Consider the following 18104-nt stretch of genomic DNA (forward strand, 5'->3'; position numbering starts at 1 on the left):
CAGGCTTGAATCCGTGGGTAACCCGGCAGGACGCCGGGTTAGCCGTCCTGGGCCAAGGATGGCCCATGACGGCGGCCCACGGATTCAAGCCGGAGTGAGGGCATGTCGAGCCTAGGCGAGGCACCGAGTGGTGGGGCAAGAGCCCTTTTGGTTACTTTTGGCTGGGCCGGCATTCCGGGCTCTTTTCCAAAAGTGACCCGCCGTAAGGGCGGAACCCATATTAGCCATCACCCAAATAACGGATATGTACCCCGCCAAAACCCCTCCAGCGCCTAACATATAGCCTTCGCGAGCAAGCCCGCTCCCACAGTTTGAACCGGTTTACACCTGGTAAAACCCGCACGACGACCAGATCGCCACAGCTACAAGCTTATGCCCCAATCACAGTGTTTCAACCCCTTTACAGCTCACTGACACACCCAACCCCCCTCCCACATTTGCAATCTATGAGCATTCCATCAAAACCCGTTGATTAATGAGGGCTTCTGCTCAGCTATACTCCCCTCCATTTGAATGGCCCTCCGAGGAATTACTGTGAAGAACTGGACCCTGCGCCAACGGATCTTGGCAAGTTTTGCGGTCATTATCGCCATCATGCTGTTAATGGTTGTGGTCTCTTATTCACGGTTGCTGAAGATCGAAACCAGCGAAGTCGCGGTACGCGATGACGCGGTGCCGGGGGTTTACCTCAGTTCCATGATCCGCAGTGCGTGGGTCGACAGCTACCTGCAAACCCTGGAATTGCTGGGCCTGCGCGAAGACAAGAAGCTGAGCGACGCCGACAAGGCTGAATTCAAGTCCTTCGAGGTGCGCATCCTGCAGCAGATGGACAACTACGAAAAAACCATCGCCGGCAACGAAGACCGTTCCGAGTTCGACAAATTCGAAGCCCTGCACCAGGCCTACAACAAGAGTCTGTCCACGGTGCTCGACAGCCTGCAACGCGGCGACCTGGCCGCCGCACGCAAAGAGTTCGACACCCAGCTGACGCCGACCTGGACCGCAGGCCGCATGAAGCTCAACGACATCATCACCGAAAACAAGAATGTCGCCGATCGTGCCACCAACGCCATCGATGACGCTGTATCCGCCGCAAAAATCAGCATGTTCCTGTCCTTGGGTGTGGCGATCCTAGCCGCTGGCCTGTGCGGCCTGTTGTTGATGCGCGCGATCATGTCGCCGATGCAGCGCATCGTTGAAATCCTCGAAACCATGCGTGACGGCGACCTGAGCAAGCGCCTGAACCTGGAGCGCAAAGACGAATTCAACGCGGTGGAAACCGGCTTCAATGACATGATGACCGAGCTGACGGCTTTGGTGTCCCAGGCCCAGCGCTCGTCGGTGCAGGTGACCACTTCGGTCACCGAGATTGCTGCCACCTCCAAGCAGCAACAAGCCACCGCAACCGAAACCGCCGCGACCACCACCGAAATCGGCGCCACTTCCCGCGAAATCGCTGCCACGTCCAAGGACTTGGTCCGCACCATGACCGAAGTGTCCACCGCCGCCGACCAGGCCTCCGTGGCCGCCGGTTCCGGCCAGCAAGGCCTGGCGCGCATGGAAGAAACCATGCACTCGGTGATGGGCGCTGCGGACCTGGTGAACGCCAAGCTTGCGATCCTCAATGAGAAGGCCGGCAACATCAACCAAGTGGTGGTAACCATCGTCAAGGTCGCCGACCAGACCAACCTGTTGTCGCTCAACGCCGCCATCGAGGCCGAAAAGGCCGGTGAATACGGGCGCGGCTTTGCGGTGGTCGCCACCGAAGTACGACGCCTGGCCGACCAGACCGCCGTGGCCACCTACGACATCGAACAGATGGTGCGCGAGATTCAGTCGGCGGTGTCTGCCGGCGTAATGGGCATGGACAAGTTCTCCGAAGAAGTGCGCCGGGGCATGTTCGAAGTGCAGCAAGTGGGCGAGCAGTTGTCGCAGATCATCCACCAGGTACAGGCGCTGGCGCCGCGGGTGTTGATGGTCAATGAAGGCATGCAGGCCCAGGCCACCGGGGCCGAGCAGATCAACCATGCGCTGGTGCAGCTGGGTGATGCCAGCAGCCAGACCGTGGAGTCGCTGCGCCAGGCCAGTTTTGCCATCGATGAACTGAGCCAGGTTGCGGTGGGTCTGCGCAGCGGCGTGTCGCGTTTCAAAGTCTGATGAGCGACCTCGCGGCTAAACGCGGCGCCGTCCCGGCAGCGAAAAAAGCGTTGTTCCTGGTGTTCCACATCGGCAGCGAACGCTACGCCCTCAAGGCCACCGAAGTGGCCGAGGTGCTGCCGCGCCTGCCTTTGAAACCCATCGCCCATGCGCCCGTGTGGGTGGCGGGCATCTTTGCCCATCGCGGGGCACTGGTGCCGGTGATCGACCTGAGCGCCTTGACCTTCGGCACCCCGGCCCAGGCCCGTACCAGCACACGCTTGGTGCTGGTCAATTACCGGCCCGAACCGTGGGTTGAGGCACGCTGGCTGGGGCTGATCCTCGAACAAGCCACCGATACCCTGCGTTGCGACCCGTCCGAATTCCAGCCCTACGGCCTGGATAACCGTCAGGCGCCCTACCTGGGGCCGGTGCGCGAAGATGCGCTGGGCCTGATGCAGTGGATCGGCGTGAACGACCTGCTCACCGATGACGTGCGCGCCCTGTTGTTTGCAGCCGAGCTAAGCGTATGAGCAACGACCCGCGTTTCTTTGCTTTCCTCAAAGAGCGCATCGGCCTGGATGTGGCCTCGGTAGGCGAGGCCATTATCGAGCGCGCCGTGCGCCAGCGTATCCAGGCGACCCATGGGCAGACGCCGGGCGAATACTGGCAGTTGCTGCAAAGCTCCCACGATGAGCAGCAAGCGCTGATCGAAGCGGTGATCGTTCCCGAGACCTGGTTTTTCCGTTACCCCGAATCCTTCGCGACCCTGGCCCGGCTGGCCAAGGCGCGGCTAAGCGAAATCAAGCAGATGCGCGCGCTGCGCATCCTCAGCCTGCCGTGTTCTACCGGCGAAGAGCCGTATTCGATTGCCATGGCTCTACTGGATGCGGGCCTGGCGCCGCACCAGTTCAAGGTGCTGGGCCTGGATGTCAGCCCGCTGTCGGTGGAGCGTGCGCGGCGTGGGGTGTACGGCAAGAACTCATTTCGTGGCGGTGATATTGCCTTTCGTGATCGGCACTTTACCGAGTCCGCCGACGGCTTCCATGTCGTCGATCACGTGCGCGAACAGGTGCGCCTGCAAGTCGGCAACCTGCTCGACCCGGCGTTGCTGGCCAATGAGCCGAGCTACGATTTCGTGTTTTGCCGCAACCTGCTGATCTACTTCGACCAGCCGACCCAGAAGCAAGTGTTCGATGTGCTCAAGGGCCTGACCCACGTCGATGGCGTGTTGTTTATCGGCCCGGCCGAAGGCAGCCTGCTGGGCCGGCATGGCATGCGCTCGATTGGCGTGCCGCAGTCCTTTGCCTTTAGCCGCCAGGGCGCGCCGGACCGGCCGGAACCGGTGTTTGTGCCGGTGCCTGCGCCGCCGACTCCGCGCACGGCCGCCACGCTGCCGACCAAGCCGCGCCCGTTCAGCACGGTCAGCGCCCAAGTGGTGCCGATCAAGGCGCCGCCGTCCGATGCGAGCGCCTTGCTCAGCCGCATCGCGACCTTGGCCAACGAAGGCAAAAGTGCCGAGGCCCGTGCCGCCTGTGAACAGTATTTGAACAACCACCCGCCGGCCGCCCAAGTGTTCTACTGGTTGGGGCTGCTTAGCGATGTGGACGGCAGTGCCCTGCAAGCCCAGGGGTTTTACCGCAAAGCCTTGTACCTGGAACCGCAGCACCCGCAGGCCTTGATGCACCTGGCCGCGTTGCTTGAGTCCCAGGGCGACAGTGCGGGGGCGCGCCGCTTGCAGGCACGCGCCGCGCGTAGCGAGCGAGCTGACAGTGAGTCCAAACGATGAGTAGCACCGAGGCGCTCGACACCGCCGGCCTGGACCTGACCCTGGCCGATACCCAAGCCATCGACGACTGCTGGAACCGCATCGGCATTCATGGCGACAAATCGTGCCCGTTGCTGGTGGACCATATCCACTGTCGCAACTGCTCGGTGTATTCCGCCGCCGCCACGCGCCTGTTGGACCGTTACGCCTTGCAGCAGGACGACCATCGGCCCCAAGCCGCCGCCGAGCGTGGCGAAGAGGTGGTGACCCGTTCGCTGCTGATGTTCCGCCTGGGTGAAGAATGGCTAGGCATCGCCACCCGCTGCCTGGTGGAAGTGGCTCCGTTGCAACCGATTCATTCGCTGCCGCACCAACGCTCCCGTGCCTTGCTGGGCGTGGCCAATGTGCGCGGCGCGCTGGTGGCGTGCCTGTCGCTGGTGGAACTGCTGGGCCTGGACGCCACCCATAATGGCGCCAGCGGCGGGCGGATCATGCCGCGCATGCTGATCATCGCCGCCCAGGATGGCCCGGTGGTGGTGCCGGTGGATGAAGTCGACGGCATCCATGCCATCGATGAGCGCACCTTGAAGGCCGCGTCGGCCTCCGGCACCCAGGCCAGTGCGCGCTACACCCAAGGCGTGTTGCAGTGGAAAGGCCGCAGCCTGCGTTGGCTGGACGAGGCGCAATTGTTGTCTGCCGTGACCCGGAGCCTCACATGACCCCCGACCAGATGCGCGATGCCTCGCTGCTGGAACTGTTCAGCCTGGAAGCCGATGCGCAAACCCAGGTACTGAGCGCGGGCCTGCTGGCCCTGGAACGCAACCCGACCCAGGCCGACCAGCTCGAAGCCTGCATGCGCGCCGCCCACTCCCTCAAGGGTGCGGCGCGGATTGTCGGGGTGGACGCCGGGGTCAGTGTGTCCCATGTGATGGAAGACTGCCTGGTGAGTGCCCAGGAAAGCCGCCTGTATCTGCAACCCGAACATATCGATGCGCTGCTGCAAGGCACCGACCTGCTGATGCGCATCGCCACCCCCGGCAACACCGTTGGCCCGGCGGATATCGAAGCCTATGTGGCGTTGATGGAGCGTTTGCTCGATCCGTCCCAGGCGCCGGTGGTTAGCGTTGCGCCGGCCGTTGCGCCGGAGCCGGCCCCGGTGGTCGAGGAGCTGCCACCGGAGCCCGAGCCTGCGCCGCCGGTCATCGCCGAGCCGCCGCGCCAGAACAAACGCATGACCGAAGGCGGCGAGCGCGTGCTGCGGGTGACTGCCGAGCGCTTGAATAGCCTGTTGGACCTGTCCAGCAAGTCTCTGGTGGAAACCCAGCGGCTCAAACCTTACCTGGCCAGCCTGCAACGCTTGAAGCGCATGCAAAGCCAGAGCGCACGCGCCCTCGACACCCTGGACGGCCAACTCAAGACCCTGGATCTGAACCTCGAAGCCCAGGAAGCCCTAGCCGACACACGCCGCCTGCTCAGCGAAGCCCAGGCCCTGCTGGCGGAAAAAACCGCCGAGCTGGACGAATTCGGCTGGCAGGCCGGGCAGCGCGCCCAAGTGCTCTACGACACCGCGTTGGCCTGCCGCATGCGCCCGTTTGCCGATGTGCTGGCCGGGCAGGTACGTATGGTGCGTGACCTTGGCCGCAGCCTGGGCAAACAGGTGCGCCTGGAGATTGAGGGCGAAAAGACCCAGGTTGACCGCGACGTACTGGAAAAGCTCGAAGCACCGCTCACCCACCTGTTGCGCAATGCCGTCGACCACGGCATCGAAATGCCCGAGCAACGCATGCTCGCCGGCAAGCCTGCCGAAGGCTTGATCCGCCTGCGCGCCTCCCACCAGGCCGGTTTGCTGGTGCTGGAATTGAGTGATGACGGCAATGGCGTCGACCTGGAGCGCCTGCGCGGCACCATCGTTGATCGGCACCTGTCGCCGCTGGAAACGGCGTTGCGCCTGAGTGAAGAAGAACTGCTGACGTTCCTGTTCTTGCCGGGTTTCAGCCTGCGGGACAAGGTCACCGAAGTGTCCGGGCGCGGCGTCGGCCTGGATGCGGTGCAGCACATGGTGCGCCAACTGCGTGGTGCGGTAGTGTTGGAGCAGACGGCGGGGCAGGGCAGCCAATTCCATCTGGAAGTGCCATTGACCCTGTCGGTGGTGCGCAGCCTGGTGGTGGAGGTCGGCGAAGAAGCCTATGCCTTCCCGCTGGCCCATATCGAACGCATGTGCGACCTGGCGCCGGACGACATCGTGCAACTGGAAGGCCGTCAGCACTTCTGGCACGAAGGCCGGCACGTCGGCCTGGTGGCCGCCAGCCAGTTGTTGCAGCGCCCGCCGGGGCAGAATAACGACGAAACCTTGAAGGTGGTGGTGATCCGCGAGCGCGATGCGGTCTACGGGATTGCCGTGGAACGCTTTATCGGCGAGCGCACCCTGGTGGTGCTGCCGCTGGATGATCGCTTGGGCAAGGTCCAGGATATCTCCGCCGGCGCCCTGCTGGACGACGGCTCGGTGGTGCTGATCGTTGATGTGGAAGACATGCTGCGTTCGGTGGACAAACTGCTCAACACCGGCCGCCTTGAACGCATCGCCCGACGCAGCCAGCAGGCCAGCGAAGCGCCACGTAAACGCGTACTTGTGGTCGATGACTCACTCACGGTGCGTGAGCTGCAACGCAAATTGCTGCTTAATCGCGGTTATGAAGTGGCGGTGGCGGTCGATGGCATGGACGGTTGGAATGCGTTGCGCTCCGAAGACTTCGACCTGTTGATCACAGATATTGATATGCCTCGCATGGACGGTATTGAATTGGTCACACTTTTGCGTCGTGATAGTCGCCTGCAATCGTTGCCGGTGATGGTGGTGTCCTACAAAGACCGTGAAGAAGACCGACGTCGTGGACTGGACGCCGGCGCCGACTATTATCTAGCCAAAGCCAGTTTCCACGATGACGCCCTGTTGGATGCCGTGGTGGAGCTGATCGGAGGCGCGCGGGCATGAGGATTGCGATCGTCAATGATATGCCCCTGGCCGTGGAGGCCTTGCGCCGTGCCTTGAGTTTCGAGCCGGCGCATCAAGTTGTCTGGGTCGCGAGCAATGGCCTGGAAGCGGTACAGCGCTGCGCCGAACTGACCCCGGACCTGATCCTGATGGACCTGATCATGCCGGTGATGGATGGCGTGGAGGCCACGCGCCAGATCATGGCCGAGACGCCGTGCGCCATCGTCATCGTGACCGTTGACCGTCAAGCCAACGTCAGTCGCGTGTTCGAAGCCATGGGCCATGGCGCACTGGACGTGGTGGACACCCCGCCTCTGGGCGTGGGTAACCCCAAGGATGCGGCGGCGCCGCTGTTGCGCAAGATCCTTAATATTGGCTGGCTGATTGGCCAGCGTGGCAGCCGCATACGCGCCGAAACAACGCCCCAGCGCGTCACCGGCAAGCGCGAAAGCCTGGTGGCCATCGGTTCCTCCGCCGGTGGCCCGGCGGCCCTGGAAATCCTGCTCAAAGGCCTGCCCCGGGACTTTCCCGCTGCCATCGTGCTGGTGCAGCATGTGGACCAGGTGTTCGCCGCCGGCATGGCTGAATGGCTGAGCAGCGCCTCGGGCCTGCCGGTACGCTTGGCCCGTGAAGGTGAGCCACCGCAAAGCGGCGTGGTGCTGCTGGCCGGCACCAACCACCATATTCGGTTACTGAAAAATGGCACCCTGGCCTACACCGCAGAGCCGGTGAACGAGATCTACCGGCCTTCGATCGACGTGTTTTTCGAAAGCGTGGCCAGCCACTGGAATGGCGATGCCGTCGGCGTATTGCTGACCGGCATGGGCCGCGACGGCGCCCAGGGCCTCAAGTTGTTGCGTGAACAAGGTTATTTGACCATCGCCCAGGATCAGCAGAGCTCGGCGGTGTATGGCATGCCCAAAGCGGCGGCGGCGATTGATGCTGCTGTTGAAATTCGCCCACTGGATAGAATTGCGCCCCGACTGTTGGAGGTCTTTGCAAAATGATTGCTTGCTCCCGCAGTGCTGGCTTGCTGGTAGTAATTCAGGTGACTGCACATGAATGATTTACAGATCGACGACATCAAGACCGACGAAAACGCCGCCATGGTGTTGCTGGTCGACGACCAGGCCATGATTGGCGAAGCCGTAAGGCGTGGTCTGGCCCATGAAGAAAACATCGACTTCCACTTCTGTGCCGACCCGCACCAGGCGATTGCCCAGGCGATCCGCATCAAGCCCACGGTGATCCTGCAAGACCTGGTGATGCCCGGCCTCGACGGCCTGACCCTGGTGCGCGAATACCGCAACCACCCGGCCACCCAGAACATCCCGATCATCGTGCTCTCCACCAAGGAAGACCCGCTGATCAAAAGCGCGGCGTTCTCGGCCGGGGCCAACGATTATCTGGTGAAGCTGCCGGACAACATCGAACTGGTGGCGCGCATCCGCTATCACTCGCGTTCCTACATGACGCTGCTGCAACGTGATGCGGCCTACCGCGCGCTGCGGGTCAGCCAGCAACAACTGCTGGACACCAACCTGGTGCTGCAACGGCTGATGAACTCCGATGGCCTCACTGGGCTGTCCAACCGCCGCCACTTCGACGAATACCTGGAACTGGAATGGCGCCGTGCCATGCGTGACCAGACCCAGCTGTCGTTGCTGATGATCGACGTGGACTTCTTCAAGACTTACAACGACAGCTTCGGCCACGTCGAAGGCGACGAAGCCCTGCGCAAAGTTGCTACCACCATCCGCGAAGCCAGCAGCCGCCCTTCGGATCTGCCGGCGCGCTACGGCGGCGAAGAGTTTGCGCTGGTGCTGCCCAACACCTCGCCGGGTGGTGCACGCCTGGTGGCCGAGAAGCTGCGCATGGCGGTTGCTGCACTGAAAATCCCGCATATCGCCCCGGCGGAAGGGGCGAGCCTGACCGTCAGCATCGGTTTGTCGACCATGACGCCGCAGCAGGGCACGGATTGTCGGCAACTGATATTGGCGGCGGATAAGGGGTTGTATACGGCCAAGCATAATGGGCGGAATCAGGTGGGGATTGAGATTGAGTGAGCTGAATCCGACGCTGGTTAAATATGGGAGGGGGCTTGGCCCTCCCACGAAGTAAAATCACTCAGTTTTGAAGCCAGATTTGCCGTTGGCCGATCGCCAGTTTTCTACCCGCTGTGTAATGGCCTCAACGGTGCTTTCTGCGTCGGAGGCGTAGTAGATAAGGTCTGTCCCGTCTGGATGCTCAGTTACACGCTCAAAGTGTTCCAGCAGTTCATCAATCCGGTCATCTTTTTCAGAAGAATTCTCTCGAAAAAGTTCTGTAATAAATGCCATAAATTCGGGTTTTGTATATTCCGAAAAAAACGCTTGAGTTCCATTATTTGTCTCCCTTTGCATACGGCCCAAAATGTCGAGCCGCAGCAATGCGGAAAAAGCTGTCGTCAACGGGTGGTGGATGACAGTGCGAATGCTTATAAGGCTTGCTGATTAGTCAGCTTTGAAGCCGGGTTTACCATTTGAAGCTCTCCACTCTTTAATTTCTTTTACAATAGCTTCAGGTCCGATTTTTCCTGGTGCTGGATAAAATATCAGGTCAGAACCCTCAGGGTGTTCAGTTAAGGATTTGAACGCTAAAATTGCGTCGGTGTGTTCTTCCTCTGTGCTGTATTCGTCATTGTAGATTTTTATAACAAGCTTAAGGAACTCACTTTCTGTCATGTCACTTATTAGTGTGTTCATTCTTTTGGTTCCTTATGGGTGTTGATGTGGTTTTTTGGGGTTAGTATTGCGATATTGTCGATGCCGTATACCTCGCCATTGGCAGAAATATACGTTTTATGATGCAGCTCAAGTCTTATTCTTCTACCTCGCTGATCACTCTCTTTCGCTATGGGCGCGCGTCCATTTTTCATTGTCGCTAACGCGCTATGGTCGAAATACTGTGCCAATTCAGGGTCATGGGCAACTGCCTTCCAGAACGTTTCTCTAAAAGATTTAAAGTTTTTAAACTGTTTTCCTCGCAACTGATCAGCAATTTGAGACGGAATGGGGGCACCTTCACCCTCGTACGCATTTGCAAGCCAGTTACGTGTCACCGGTTGGCCCATCCCGGTAGCAACCCCTGGTTCCTCTCTCCTATCCTTGAACATTACATAAATAGGCGGCAATCCGGAACTTGCGGGAAACACCGTTATGAAATCGTCAAAGCTGGCTTCGCCGACTTCCGGAAACGAATCAATTCTGCCCAACACCGGAGTAACCGACGCCCCAACGTAGACAGGCAGCTCAGGCTGTTCAACAGGCAGTGATGTCGAACTGTCTGCCGGATCAACGATGGGTGTCCAGGTCAACGTCCTGGCTGGGACGTCATTGGTCGTTACGGTGTAAACCTTTTGGACAAGGTCATAGGTTGCGGCGACAACTTTGACCTTGCGGGGCACACTTCTGCCGTCGGCATTGACCACAAAAACTTCTGAGTGCCCATCCGCTGCTGTTTTTGAACTCATCCGAACTGGAAGATCCAACGTTCCGTTGACAGCGGATGTGATCGTTGATGTATCCAGGCCCGGTACCAATGTTGAAACCGGTGTACCTAGCGCGAAACGTTCTGGAAGTTCCCCGTTGCCCAGTTTGGGCGAATAGACCAAGGCGGATACACCGACAAATAGCCCGCCTGCGGTACTCGCAGCAAAGTCACCCAGCGTGACCATCGCTGCGCTGATCGCCGCTCTCAGGGTCACTGCTGCACCTTCTGCCGCCGCAATAGTGCCCGCAGAGGTCATGAAAACCGTTTGGCTTGCGGAAACGGCCCCCTGGGCGCGGAATGTATGAGCGACTCGTGTCAGGTATGCAACTCGAGATTGCTCGTCTGAGATTTTCCTGGCCCGCTCCGCCAATTCAGCCATGGCCTTGGCAGCAGAAGATAAATACCTGGCAGACTCGGCCTTTAACACGGCGTCATGGTGGCTTAGCCATAGCACCCCAAGCGATGTGGTTTTTTGCAAGCGAACAAGGTTGTTCAAACCTTCCAGTTCAGGTTTGCTGAGGGGAAGCTTCACTTTTGCGTTAGTTGCAGGCGTCGTCCATTTTAATCCGCCTCTTTTGTAGGTTTTTGGAGGGTCGATTGGCTTAATGTCGGACAGTTTTGTGGCGGCCATTTGCTCAAGTACGGTTGTATAATGCTCCAGCGCCTGGGCCGGTGTTAACGCTGAGGCGGAGCCGACAGCGGTCACTAATTCCATTTGAAGAAATTCGGGAAGCAGTGATACGTGAATATCTAATTCTTGAGATATTGCGATCATGTATGCAGTCAGCGCAACCGCCCGCGCGGGATCAGTCGGATCAATACTAGACTCTGCCCGGTATATCTTTTCGGCCAGTTCGGGCAGTTTTTTTGCAAGAGCTTCCATCGTCAAAGCCGATGCTTTAAGTTCTAAAGTGGACCTCCATACAGTAGCGTATAGTGCGTTGGTCACCTCCCAGCTATCACTGACTCGACGGTGCATAATGTCGTTAAGCCGGGTGCCGACTAATTGATCCATTAAAAAATGAGGGTTTTGTCCGTAAAGGCCAAACATTTTAGGGTAGGTTGCTTCGTAATGAGCCTTATTTTTCTCTAATAGAGAGAATGCTGTTGCCTGGTCGTTCTTGGCTAATGTTGTGTGATCGGTTTTTTCTATGTGTTGAGCATTCTTTCGTTGTGCATCTTGCAGTGCGCGCTCAGTATCAGCGCTGATCGTTTTAAACCGGACATTGTATTCAGCATCCATCAACAGTCGCTCGGATTTTTGCTCCCCAAGCAAATCCTCAACAATACTGGGGAAACTCAAGTAGTTGATGCTGCTAGGGCCTCCCTCTCCTCGACGGGGTCCTTCTTGTGGGCCCCAGCCATTACCTGAACCTATAAAGCCACCGCCTGCACCGATGCCTTGTGGTTTGTTTAAACCATCTCTGATTATTACGGGTTTTATATGGAGTGGCTCTCCGGGTTGCCATCCTTGCTGTGCCATGTTCTGCAATCCTCGCTTTTTGGCAATGCTCTGCCCTGCATTTTGATGTGTGCTGACTGTTAAGTTGAATCAGCTGTCGCTAATTAATGTATAGGGAGATGGCAGTTGGGCAAGTGAGTGGCTATTTGATAGGTTTTTACGTTTGTAGGATGTTGTGTAGGATAAAGCTGAAGTGCTGGTATCGTTTTTCGTTATTTAAGGTGGGGATAGGGCGAAGGGGATAAGGGGTGGCTTTCTTATGGTGTGTTTTATAAGGGGTTGGCTGGCTTGTTTTGTTTTTTGTGGTTTATGAGTGCTTTTAATAGGGGGCGTTTTTTTTATTTTATTAAACAGATAAGCGGTATGTTTTTACGGGAGTCAGCATTGCTGCCTATTGCGATCTTCAGTGAGCCAGCGGTTCGGCCCAATCAGGCAGCCGTACCCGATCAGCGTTCGGTGAGACTACCAATGGACGTTTCGCTCAATACAATCGACCAAGCGGGCTGCCGTTCCCCCCCGTTTGCCGTTATACTCGCCGGCTTTCAAAAGTTCGCCAACGAGTGCTGCCCGCCATGGAAATCAACCCGATCCTTAACACCATCAAGGACCTGTCCGAGCGCTCCGAAACTATTCGGGGGTATCTTTGACTACGATCAAAAGCATGAGCGTCTGACCGAAGTCAATCGCGAGCTTGAAGATCCTGCTGTCTGGAACAAACCTGAATACGCCCAAGAACTGGGCCGCGAGCGCGCTGCGCTGGCGCAGATCGTCGATACCCTCGACGAGCTGAACACCGGTCTGGCCGATTGCCGTGACCTGCTGGACATGGCCGTCGAAGAGAACGACGAAGGCGCAGTGGGCGATGTCGTCGCCGAGCTGGCCCGTCTCGAGGAAAACCTCGCCAAACTCGAATTCCGCCGCATGTTCAGCCATGAAATGGACCCGAACAACGCCTACCTGGACATCCAGGCCGGCTCCGGCGGCACCGAGGCCCAGGACTGGGCCAACATCCTGCTGCGCATGTACCTGCGCTGGGCGGATAAACGCGGTTTCGACGCCACCATCATGGAGCTGTCGGCCGGTGAAGTCGCCGGTATCAAGGGCGCGACCGTGCATATCAAGGGTGAATACGCCTTTGGCTGGCTGCGTACCGAGATCGGCGTACACCGCCTGGTGCGCAAGAGCCCGTTCGACTCCGGCAACCGTCGCCACACTTCGTTCTGCGCGGTGTTCGTCTCGCCAGAGATCGACGACAAGGTCGAGATCGAGATCAACCCGGCCGACCTGCGTATCGACACCTACCGCTCCTCCGGTGCCGGTGGCCAGCACGTAAACACCACCGACTCGGCCGTACGTATTACCCACGTACCGACCAACACCGTGGTCAGCTGCCAGAACGAACGTTCCCAGCACGCCAACAAAGACACCGCCATGAAAATGCTGCGGGCCAAGTTGTACGAGCAGGAAATGCAGAAGCGCAACGCGGCTTCCCAGGCGCTGGAAGACACCAAGTCGGATATCGGCTGGGGTCACCAGATCCGTTCCTATGTGCTCGATGCGTCGCGGATCAAGGATCTGCGCACTAACATCGAACGCAGCGACTGCGACAAGGTGCTCGACGGCGATATCGACGAATACCTGGAAGCCAGCCTGAAATCGGGCCTGTAAACCGCCTGCCCGACCTCAAGTCCCCCGCCAGTGGCGGGGGCAACAGACCTGTGATGGAAGATTTAAAGACATGAGCGACCAACAACTCGACCCGCAAGCCCTGCAACAGGAAGAAAACTCCCTGATCGCCCTGCGCAAGGAAAAGCTTGCTGCCGAGCGCGCCAAGGGCAACGCCTTCCCGAACGACTTCCGCCGTGAACACTACTGCGAAGAACTGCAGAAGAAATACGCGGACAAGACCAAGGAAGAGCTGGCAGAGGCTGCAATCCCGGTCAAGGTTGCCGGTCGCATCATGCTCAACCGTGGCTCGTTCATGGTGATCCAGGACATGACCGGTCGCATCCAGGTCTACGTCAACCGCAAAACCCTGTCTGAAGAAACCCTGGCCGCTGTTAAAACCTGGGACATGGGCGACATCATTGCCGCCGTCGGCACCCTGGCCCGTTCCGGCAAGGGCGACCTGTATGTTGAAATGACAGAAGTGCGCCTGCTGACCAAGTCGCTGCGCCCGCTGCCGGACAAACACCACGGCCTGACCGACACCGAGCAGCGCTACCGCCAGCGCTACGTTGACCTGATCGTCAACGAAGACGTGCGCCACACCTTCCGTGTGCGCTCGCAAGTCATTGCGCACATCCGCAGCTTCCTGATGGCGCGTGACTTCCTCGAAGTCGAAACCCCGATGCTGCAAACCATTCCCGGTGGTGCCGCAGCCAAGCCGTTCGAAACCCACCACAACGCGCTGGACATGGAAATGTTCCTGCGTATCGCGCCGGAGCTGTACCTCAAGCGCCTCGTTGTCGGCGGCTTCGAGAAAGTGTTCGAGATCAACCGCAACTTCCGTAACGAAGGCGTTTCGACCCGTCACAACCCCGAATTCACCATGTTGGAGTTCTACCAGGCCTACGCCGACTACGAAGACAACATGGACCTGACCGAAGAACTGTTCCGCGAGCTGGCGCAGCTGGTGTTGGGCAGCACCGACGTGCCGTACGGCGACAAGGTGTTCCACTTCGGCGAGCCGTTCGTGCGTCTGTCGGTGTTCGACTCGATCCTCAAGTACAACCCTGAGTTGACGGCTGACGACCTGAACGACATCGACAAAGCCCGCGCCATCGCCAAGAAAGCCGGCGCCAAGGTGCTGGGCTTCGAAGGCCTGGGCAAGTTGCAGGTGATGATTTTCGAAGAGCTGGTTGAGCACAAGCTGGAGCAGCCACACTTCATTACCCAGTACCCGTTCGAAGTGTCGCCGCTGGCCCGTCGCAACGATGACAACCCGAACGTCACCGACCGTTTCGAACTGTTCATCGGCGGCCGTGAAATCGCCAACGCCTATTCCGAGCTTAACGATGCCGAAGACCAGGCCGAGCGCTTCATGGCCCAGGTGGCCGACAAGGACGCCGGCGACGACGAAGCCATGCACTACGACGCAGACTTCGTACGCGCCCTGGAATACGGCATGCCGCCAACGGCCGGTGAAGGTATCGGCATCGACCGCCTGGTGATGCTGTTGACCAATTCGCCGTCGATCCGCGACGTGATCTTGTTCCCGCACATGCGGCCACAAGCGTAAGCGTAGCGAAATCCGAAGCCGCCTTTTATAAGGCGGCTTTTTTATGGGGCGTTATTAAGCGTCAAGCAACCAGCGCCAGGTTTTGATCTATTCAAGGATGTGTGTCGTGAACCGCGTAATCGCTCAGGAAGGCGCCGCCGGCATTGCCGCGGCCGTGGCTGAAAGCGTCCAGTACCAGGGCCGCAAGGCCAGTCGTCGGGGCAGCGAGCAGCGCAGGCAGGACATTCTCGATGCGGCCATGCGCATCGTGGTGCGCGATGGGGTACGCGCCGTGCGTCATCGGGCGGTGGCGGCGGAGGCGGGGGTGCCGCTGTCGGCCACTACCTACTATTTCAAGGACATCGATGACTTGCTCACCGATACCTTCGCTCAATACGTCGAACGCAGCGCTGCCTTCATGGGCAAGCTGTGGGTGCGTAACGAAGGCCTGCTGCGCGAGATGGTCGCCTATGGCGATGGCAGCCCGCAGTCACGCTCCCAATTGGCCGACGATATAGCCCGGCTCACCGCCGACTACGTGTTGCGCCAACTGACCAACCGTCGTGATTACCTAATGGCAGAGCTGGCCTTCCGCCAGGAAGCCCTGCTGAACCCGCGCTTGGCGGAACTGGTGCGCTCCCACCAACAGATTCTGTTGCAGGGCACGGAGCAGTTTTTCCAGGTGCTAGGCTCTCGGGAGCCGCAGCAGGATGCCAAAGTGTTGACGGCGATAATCGGTCGGATGGAATATCAGGGCCTGTTGACCAGCGCCGAGTCTCTGACTGGTGAAGAGATGCTTGAGATTCTCAAGCGCTACATGCATCTGGTGTTGGCCTCGGTCTAGACGAAGACGGGATTTGCTTTGTGTGGGAGCGGGCTTGCTCGCGAATGCGCAGTGTCAGTCGATACATGCTTGGCTGAACCACCGCTTTCGCGAGCAAGCCCGCTCCCACATTAAGCGGTTCAACCTATACCACCCGTGGAGTACTTGATGAAAACCTGGCGTGTTCTGGCAATCGCCTTGTCGTTCCTGCTACTCAGCGGTTGCCTGGTGACCTTCAAGGACCCGCTGCCAGCCCATGAAGCCGCGCCGAAAGGCTTGTTGGGCCAATGGTCGAGCAAAAACGCCTGGGGTGAGCCACTTAACCTGCAGATCACCAGCGCCGGTGACCAGCGTTATAAAGCCGTGAGCTACCCTACAGCCAAGCCCGGCCAGCGTGATGAGTACCTGTTTATGGTGTCGCGCCATGGCAGTCGTTGGTATTTTTCGGCGCCATTGCCGGCCAAACTCGGCGGACAGTTCATCCTTGGCGGCTTCGAATTCAACGAAAAACACGAATTGGTGGTCTACAACCTGGATCTGGACGCGATCCACCAGGCCATCGACCAGAAGCGCTTGCACGGCAGCCCCGTGGAAACCGTCGAAGGCGACGGCATAAGGGTGGACAGCCCCATGGACCAGGTATTTGCCTACCTGGATGACCCGGCCAATGCCGATGTGTTCGTTGAAGCCGTGCGCTACCAGCGCGCGGGTAAATAACGTTTAAAGAGGAAGCACCGGGTGGACGATTACCAGCAGACGATACGCACCTTGTCTGATCGCATTGTGCTGGCGCAAACACCGATTCGCGTCCTCGACGCCGTGAAGTGGGACGAGAACATTCGCCAAGGCTTCCTCAAGGCCAAGGGTAAGGAAATGCCGGCGGTGAGCCGCGACTATTACCTCAACCGGCCGCTGTCGTTCGACTCCAGTGCGGTAAAGCTGGAGTTCCAGAACATTGAGCGCGACATCACCCGCCGCCTCGGGCAGTTCAGCCCGGTGGGGCAGATCATGCGCCGCATGTGCAAGGAATACCGCATGGTGGTGCGCATGCTTGAAGCGCGTGGCACCGAGGACTTTGGCCTGATCTCCCAGGAGCTGTACGGCGCCGCCTCCGATGCGTTCCACGCTGGCGACCCGACCTTGGCCGACCTGGGCCTGATGCTCTCCGACTACCTGAACAACATCGACGGCCGTGGCGACTTGAAGGATGAGGCCAAGACCCTCACCGCCAAGGACGCCGTGGCCCTGCTGCAAACCCGCTTGAACAAGGTGTTTGGCGAGGCCGAGGAAACCATTCGCGTGTTCGAGTCCGACGGTATCGTCGCCGATGCGGCGGCGGGCGCCGACTACATCAAGATCCGCGCCGACGCGATGTTCAACAACCGCGACGTACGCGCCCTGGAAGTGCATGAAGGCCTGGTGCATGTCGGCACCACCCTTAACGGCCAGAACCAGCCGATCTGCACCTTCCTGTCCAAAGGCCCGCCGTCGTCCACCGTGACCCAGGAAGGCTTGGCGATTCTGATGGAGATCATCACCTTCGCCTCCTACCCCAGCCGCCTGCGCAAACTCACCAACCGTACCCGCGCCATCCACATGGTGGAGGAGGGCGCCGACTTCCTGCAGGTGTTTGAGTTCTTCCGCGAGCAAGGCTTTGAAATGGCCGAAAGCTACGGCAACGCCAGCCGCGTTTTCCGTGGCTCGGTGCCGACGGGTCTGCCGTTTACCAAGGATCTGTCCTACCTCAAGGGCTTTATCATGGTCTACAACTACATCCAGCTGGCCGTGCGCAAAGGCAAGCTGGAACAAGTGCCGCTGCTGTTCTGCGGCAAGACTACCCTGGAAGACATGCGTACCTTGCGCCAACTGGTGGACGAAGGCCTGGTGGTGCCGCCCAAGTACCTGCCGGAGCAATTTCGCGACATGAACGCGCTGGCGGCATGGATGTGCTTCTCCAACTTCCTCAACCACTTGAGCCTGGACCGGATCGAGGCGGATTACTCCAATATCCTCTGACGAAACCGGATGAGAAATGTGGGAGCTGGCTTGCCTGCGATAGCGGTCTTTCAGTTAAAGCAGCTGCGACTGATACACCGCTATCGCAGGCAAGCCAGCTCCCACAGTTGATCTCATTGATCTTGAGAGGCGAGTCCAATCTTTTAGCGAGGCTTT

At 59.1% G+C, this 18104-nt stretch carries 15 protein-coding genes; 12 read left to right on the forward strand and 3 right to left on the reverse strand.

Going from position 1 to position 18104, the window contains the following annotated elements; all coding sequences use genetic code 11:
• The first annotated feature begins 534 nt into the window (after positions 1-534).
• The 7 genes from ACLD1Y_RS24385 to ACLD1Y_RS24415 are packed head-to-tail and all read left to right on the forward strand — an operon-like array spanning position 535 to position 8962.
• Positions 535-2157 carry a methyl-accepting chemotaxis protein gene (locus tag ACLD1Y_RS24385; RefSeq protein ID WP_429480338.1) on the forward strand — a complete coding sequence of 541 codons (1623 nt, stop codon included), beginning with the start codon at positions 535-537 and terminating at the stop codon, positions 2155-2157.
• Positions 2157-2669 carry a chemotaxis protein CheW gene (locus ACLD1Y_RS24390; RefSeq protein ID WP_429480339.1) on the forward strand — a complete coding sequence of 171 codons (513 nt, stop codon included), beginning with the start codon at positions 2157-2159 and terminating at the stop codon, positions 2667-2669. The genes ACLD1Y_RS24385 and ACLD1Y_RS24390 overlap by 1 nt, the downstream gene beginning before the upstream one ends.
• Positions 2666-3925, forward strand: a complete 1260-nt coding sequence (locus ACLD1Y_RS24395) for a CheR family methyltransferase (RefSeq protein ID WP_429480340.1) — start codon at positions 2666-2668, stop codon at positions 3923-3925. The genes ACLD1Y_RS24390 and ACLD1Y_RS24395 overlap by 4 nt, the downstream gene beginning before the upstream one ends.
• Entirely contained in the window at positions 3922-4623 is a 702-nt protein-coding gene (locus ACLD1Y_RS24400; protein ID WP_429480341.1) for a chemotaxis protein CheW, read from the forward strand. Before ACLD1Y_RS24395 ends, ACLD1Y_RS24400 begins: the two co-directional genes overlap by 4 nt.
• Complete coding sequence (locus ACLD1Y_RS24405; protein WP_429480342.1) at positions 4620-6896, forward strand: hybrid sensor histidine kinase/response regulator; 2277 nt, start codon at positions 4620-4622, stop codon at positions 6894-6896. The genes ACLD1Y_RS24400 and ACLD1Y_RS24405 overlap by 4 nt, the downstream gene beginning before the upstream one ends.
• Positions 6893-7903, forward strand: a complete 1011-nt coding sequence (locus ACLD1Y_RS24410; protein ID WP_429480343.1) for a chemotaxis response regulator protein-glutamate methylesterase — start codon at positions 6893-6895, stop codon at positions 7901-7903. The genes ACLD1Y_RS24405 and ACLD1Y_RS24410 overlap by 4 nt, the downstream gene beginning before the upstream one ends.
• 51 nt (positions 7904-7954) lie before the next feature.
• Positions 7955-8962, forward strand: a complete 1008-nt coding sequence (locus tag ACLD1Y_RS24415) for a diguanylate cyclase (protein WP_429480344.1) — start codon at positions 7955-7957, stop codon at positions 8960-8962.
• Positions 8963-9019: 57 nt separating this feature from the next.
• On the opposite strand, the gene ACLD1Y_RS24420 is transcribed toward ACLD1Y_RS24415, so the two are convergent.
• Genes ACLD1Y_RS24420 through ACLD1Y_RS24430 form a run of 3 tightly spaced genes read right to left on the reverse strand, consistent with a single transcriptional unit; the run spans position 9020 to position 11910 of the window.
• The gene (locus ACLD1Y_RS24420; protein ID WP_429480345.1) at positions 9020-9346 is read right to left on the reverse strand and encodes a bacteriocin immunity protein; all 327 of its coding nucleotides are present in this window, start codon (positions 9344-9346) and stop codon (positions 9020-9022) included.
• A gap of 42 nt (positions 9347-9388) precedes the next feature.
• Complete coding sequence (locus tag ACLD1Y_RS24425; RefSeq protein ID WP_429480346.1) at positions 9389-9640, reverse strand: bacteriocin immunity protein; 252 nt, start codon at positions 9638-9640, stop codon at positions 9389-9391.
• Entirely contained in the window at positions 9637-11910 is a 2274-nt protein-coding gene (locus ACLD1Y_RS24430; RefSeq protein ID WP_429480347.1) for an S-type pyocin domain-containing protein, read from the reverse strand. Before ACLD1Y_RS24430 ends, ACLD1Y_RS24425 begins: the two co-directional genes overlap by 4 nt.
• A 551-nt stretch (positions 11911-12461) precedes the next feature.
• Here ACLD1Y_RS24430 and prfB point away from each other — a divergent pair.
• The 5 genes from prfB to ACLD1Y_RS24455 all read left to right on the forward strand — a co-directional run bounded on the left by prfB (position 12462) and on the right by ACLD1Y_RS24455 (position 17948).
• A protein-coding gene (prfB, locus tag ACLD1Y_RS24435) for a peptide chain release factor 2 (RefSeq protein WP_429480348.1) occupies positions 12462-13557 on the forward strand; the annotation gives its coding sequence in 2 pieces (ribosomal slippage) (positions 12462-12533 and positions 12535-13557; 1095 coding nt in all).
• A gap of 70 nt (positions 13558-13627) precedes the next feature.
• Entirely contained in the window at positions 13628-15130 is a 1503-nt protein-coding gene (gene lysS / locus ACLD1Y_RS24440) for a lysine--tRNA ligase (protein ID WP_429480349.1), read from the forward strand.
• A gap of 106 nt (positions 15131-15236) precedes the next feature.
• The gene (locus tag ACLD1Y_RS24445) at positions 15237-15953 is read left to right on the forward strand and encodes a TetR/AcrR family transcriptional regulator (protein WP_429480350.1); all 717 of its coding nucleotides are present in this window, start codon (positions 15237-15239) and stop codon (positions 15951-15953) included.
• A 147-nt stretch (positions 15954-16100) separates the two neighbouring features.
• Positions 16101-16649, forward strand: a complete 549-nt coding sequence (locus tag ACLD1Y_RS24450; protein WP_429480351.1) for a hypothetical protein — start codon at positions 16101-16103, stop codon at positions 16647-16649.
• A 21-nt stretch (positions 16650-16670) separates the two neighbouring features.
• A complete protein-coding gene (locus ACLD1Y_RS24455; RefSeq protein WP_429480352.1) occupies positions 16671-17948 on the forward strand; it encodes a flavohemoglobin expression-modulating QEGLA motif protein in 1278 nt (425 codons plus the stop codon).
• Positions 17949-18104: the final 156 nt, after the last annotated feature.

Origin of the sequence: Pseudomonas sp. 18175, from assembly GCF_050432925.1 — a bacterium.
Classification (GTDB): Bacteria; Pseudomonadota; Gammaproteobacteria; order Pseudomonadales; family Pseudomonadaceae; genus Aquipseudomonas.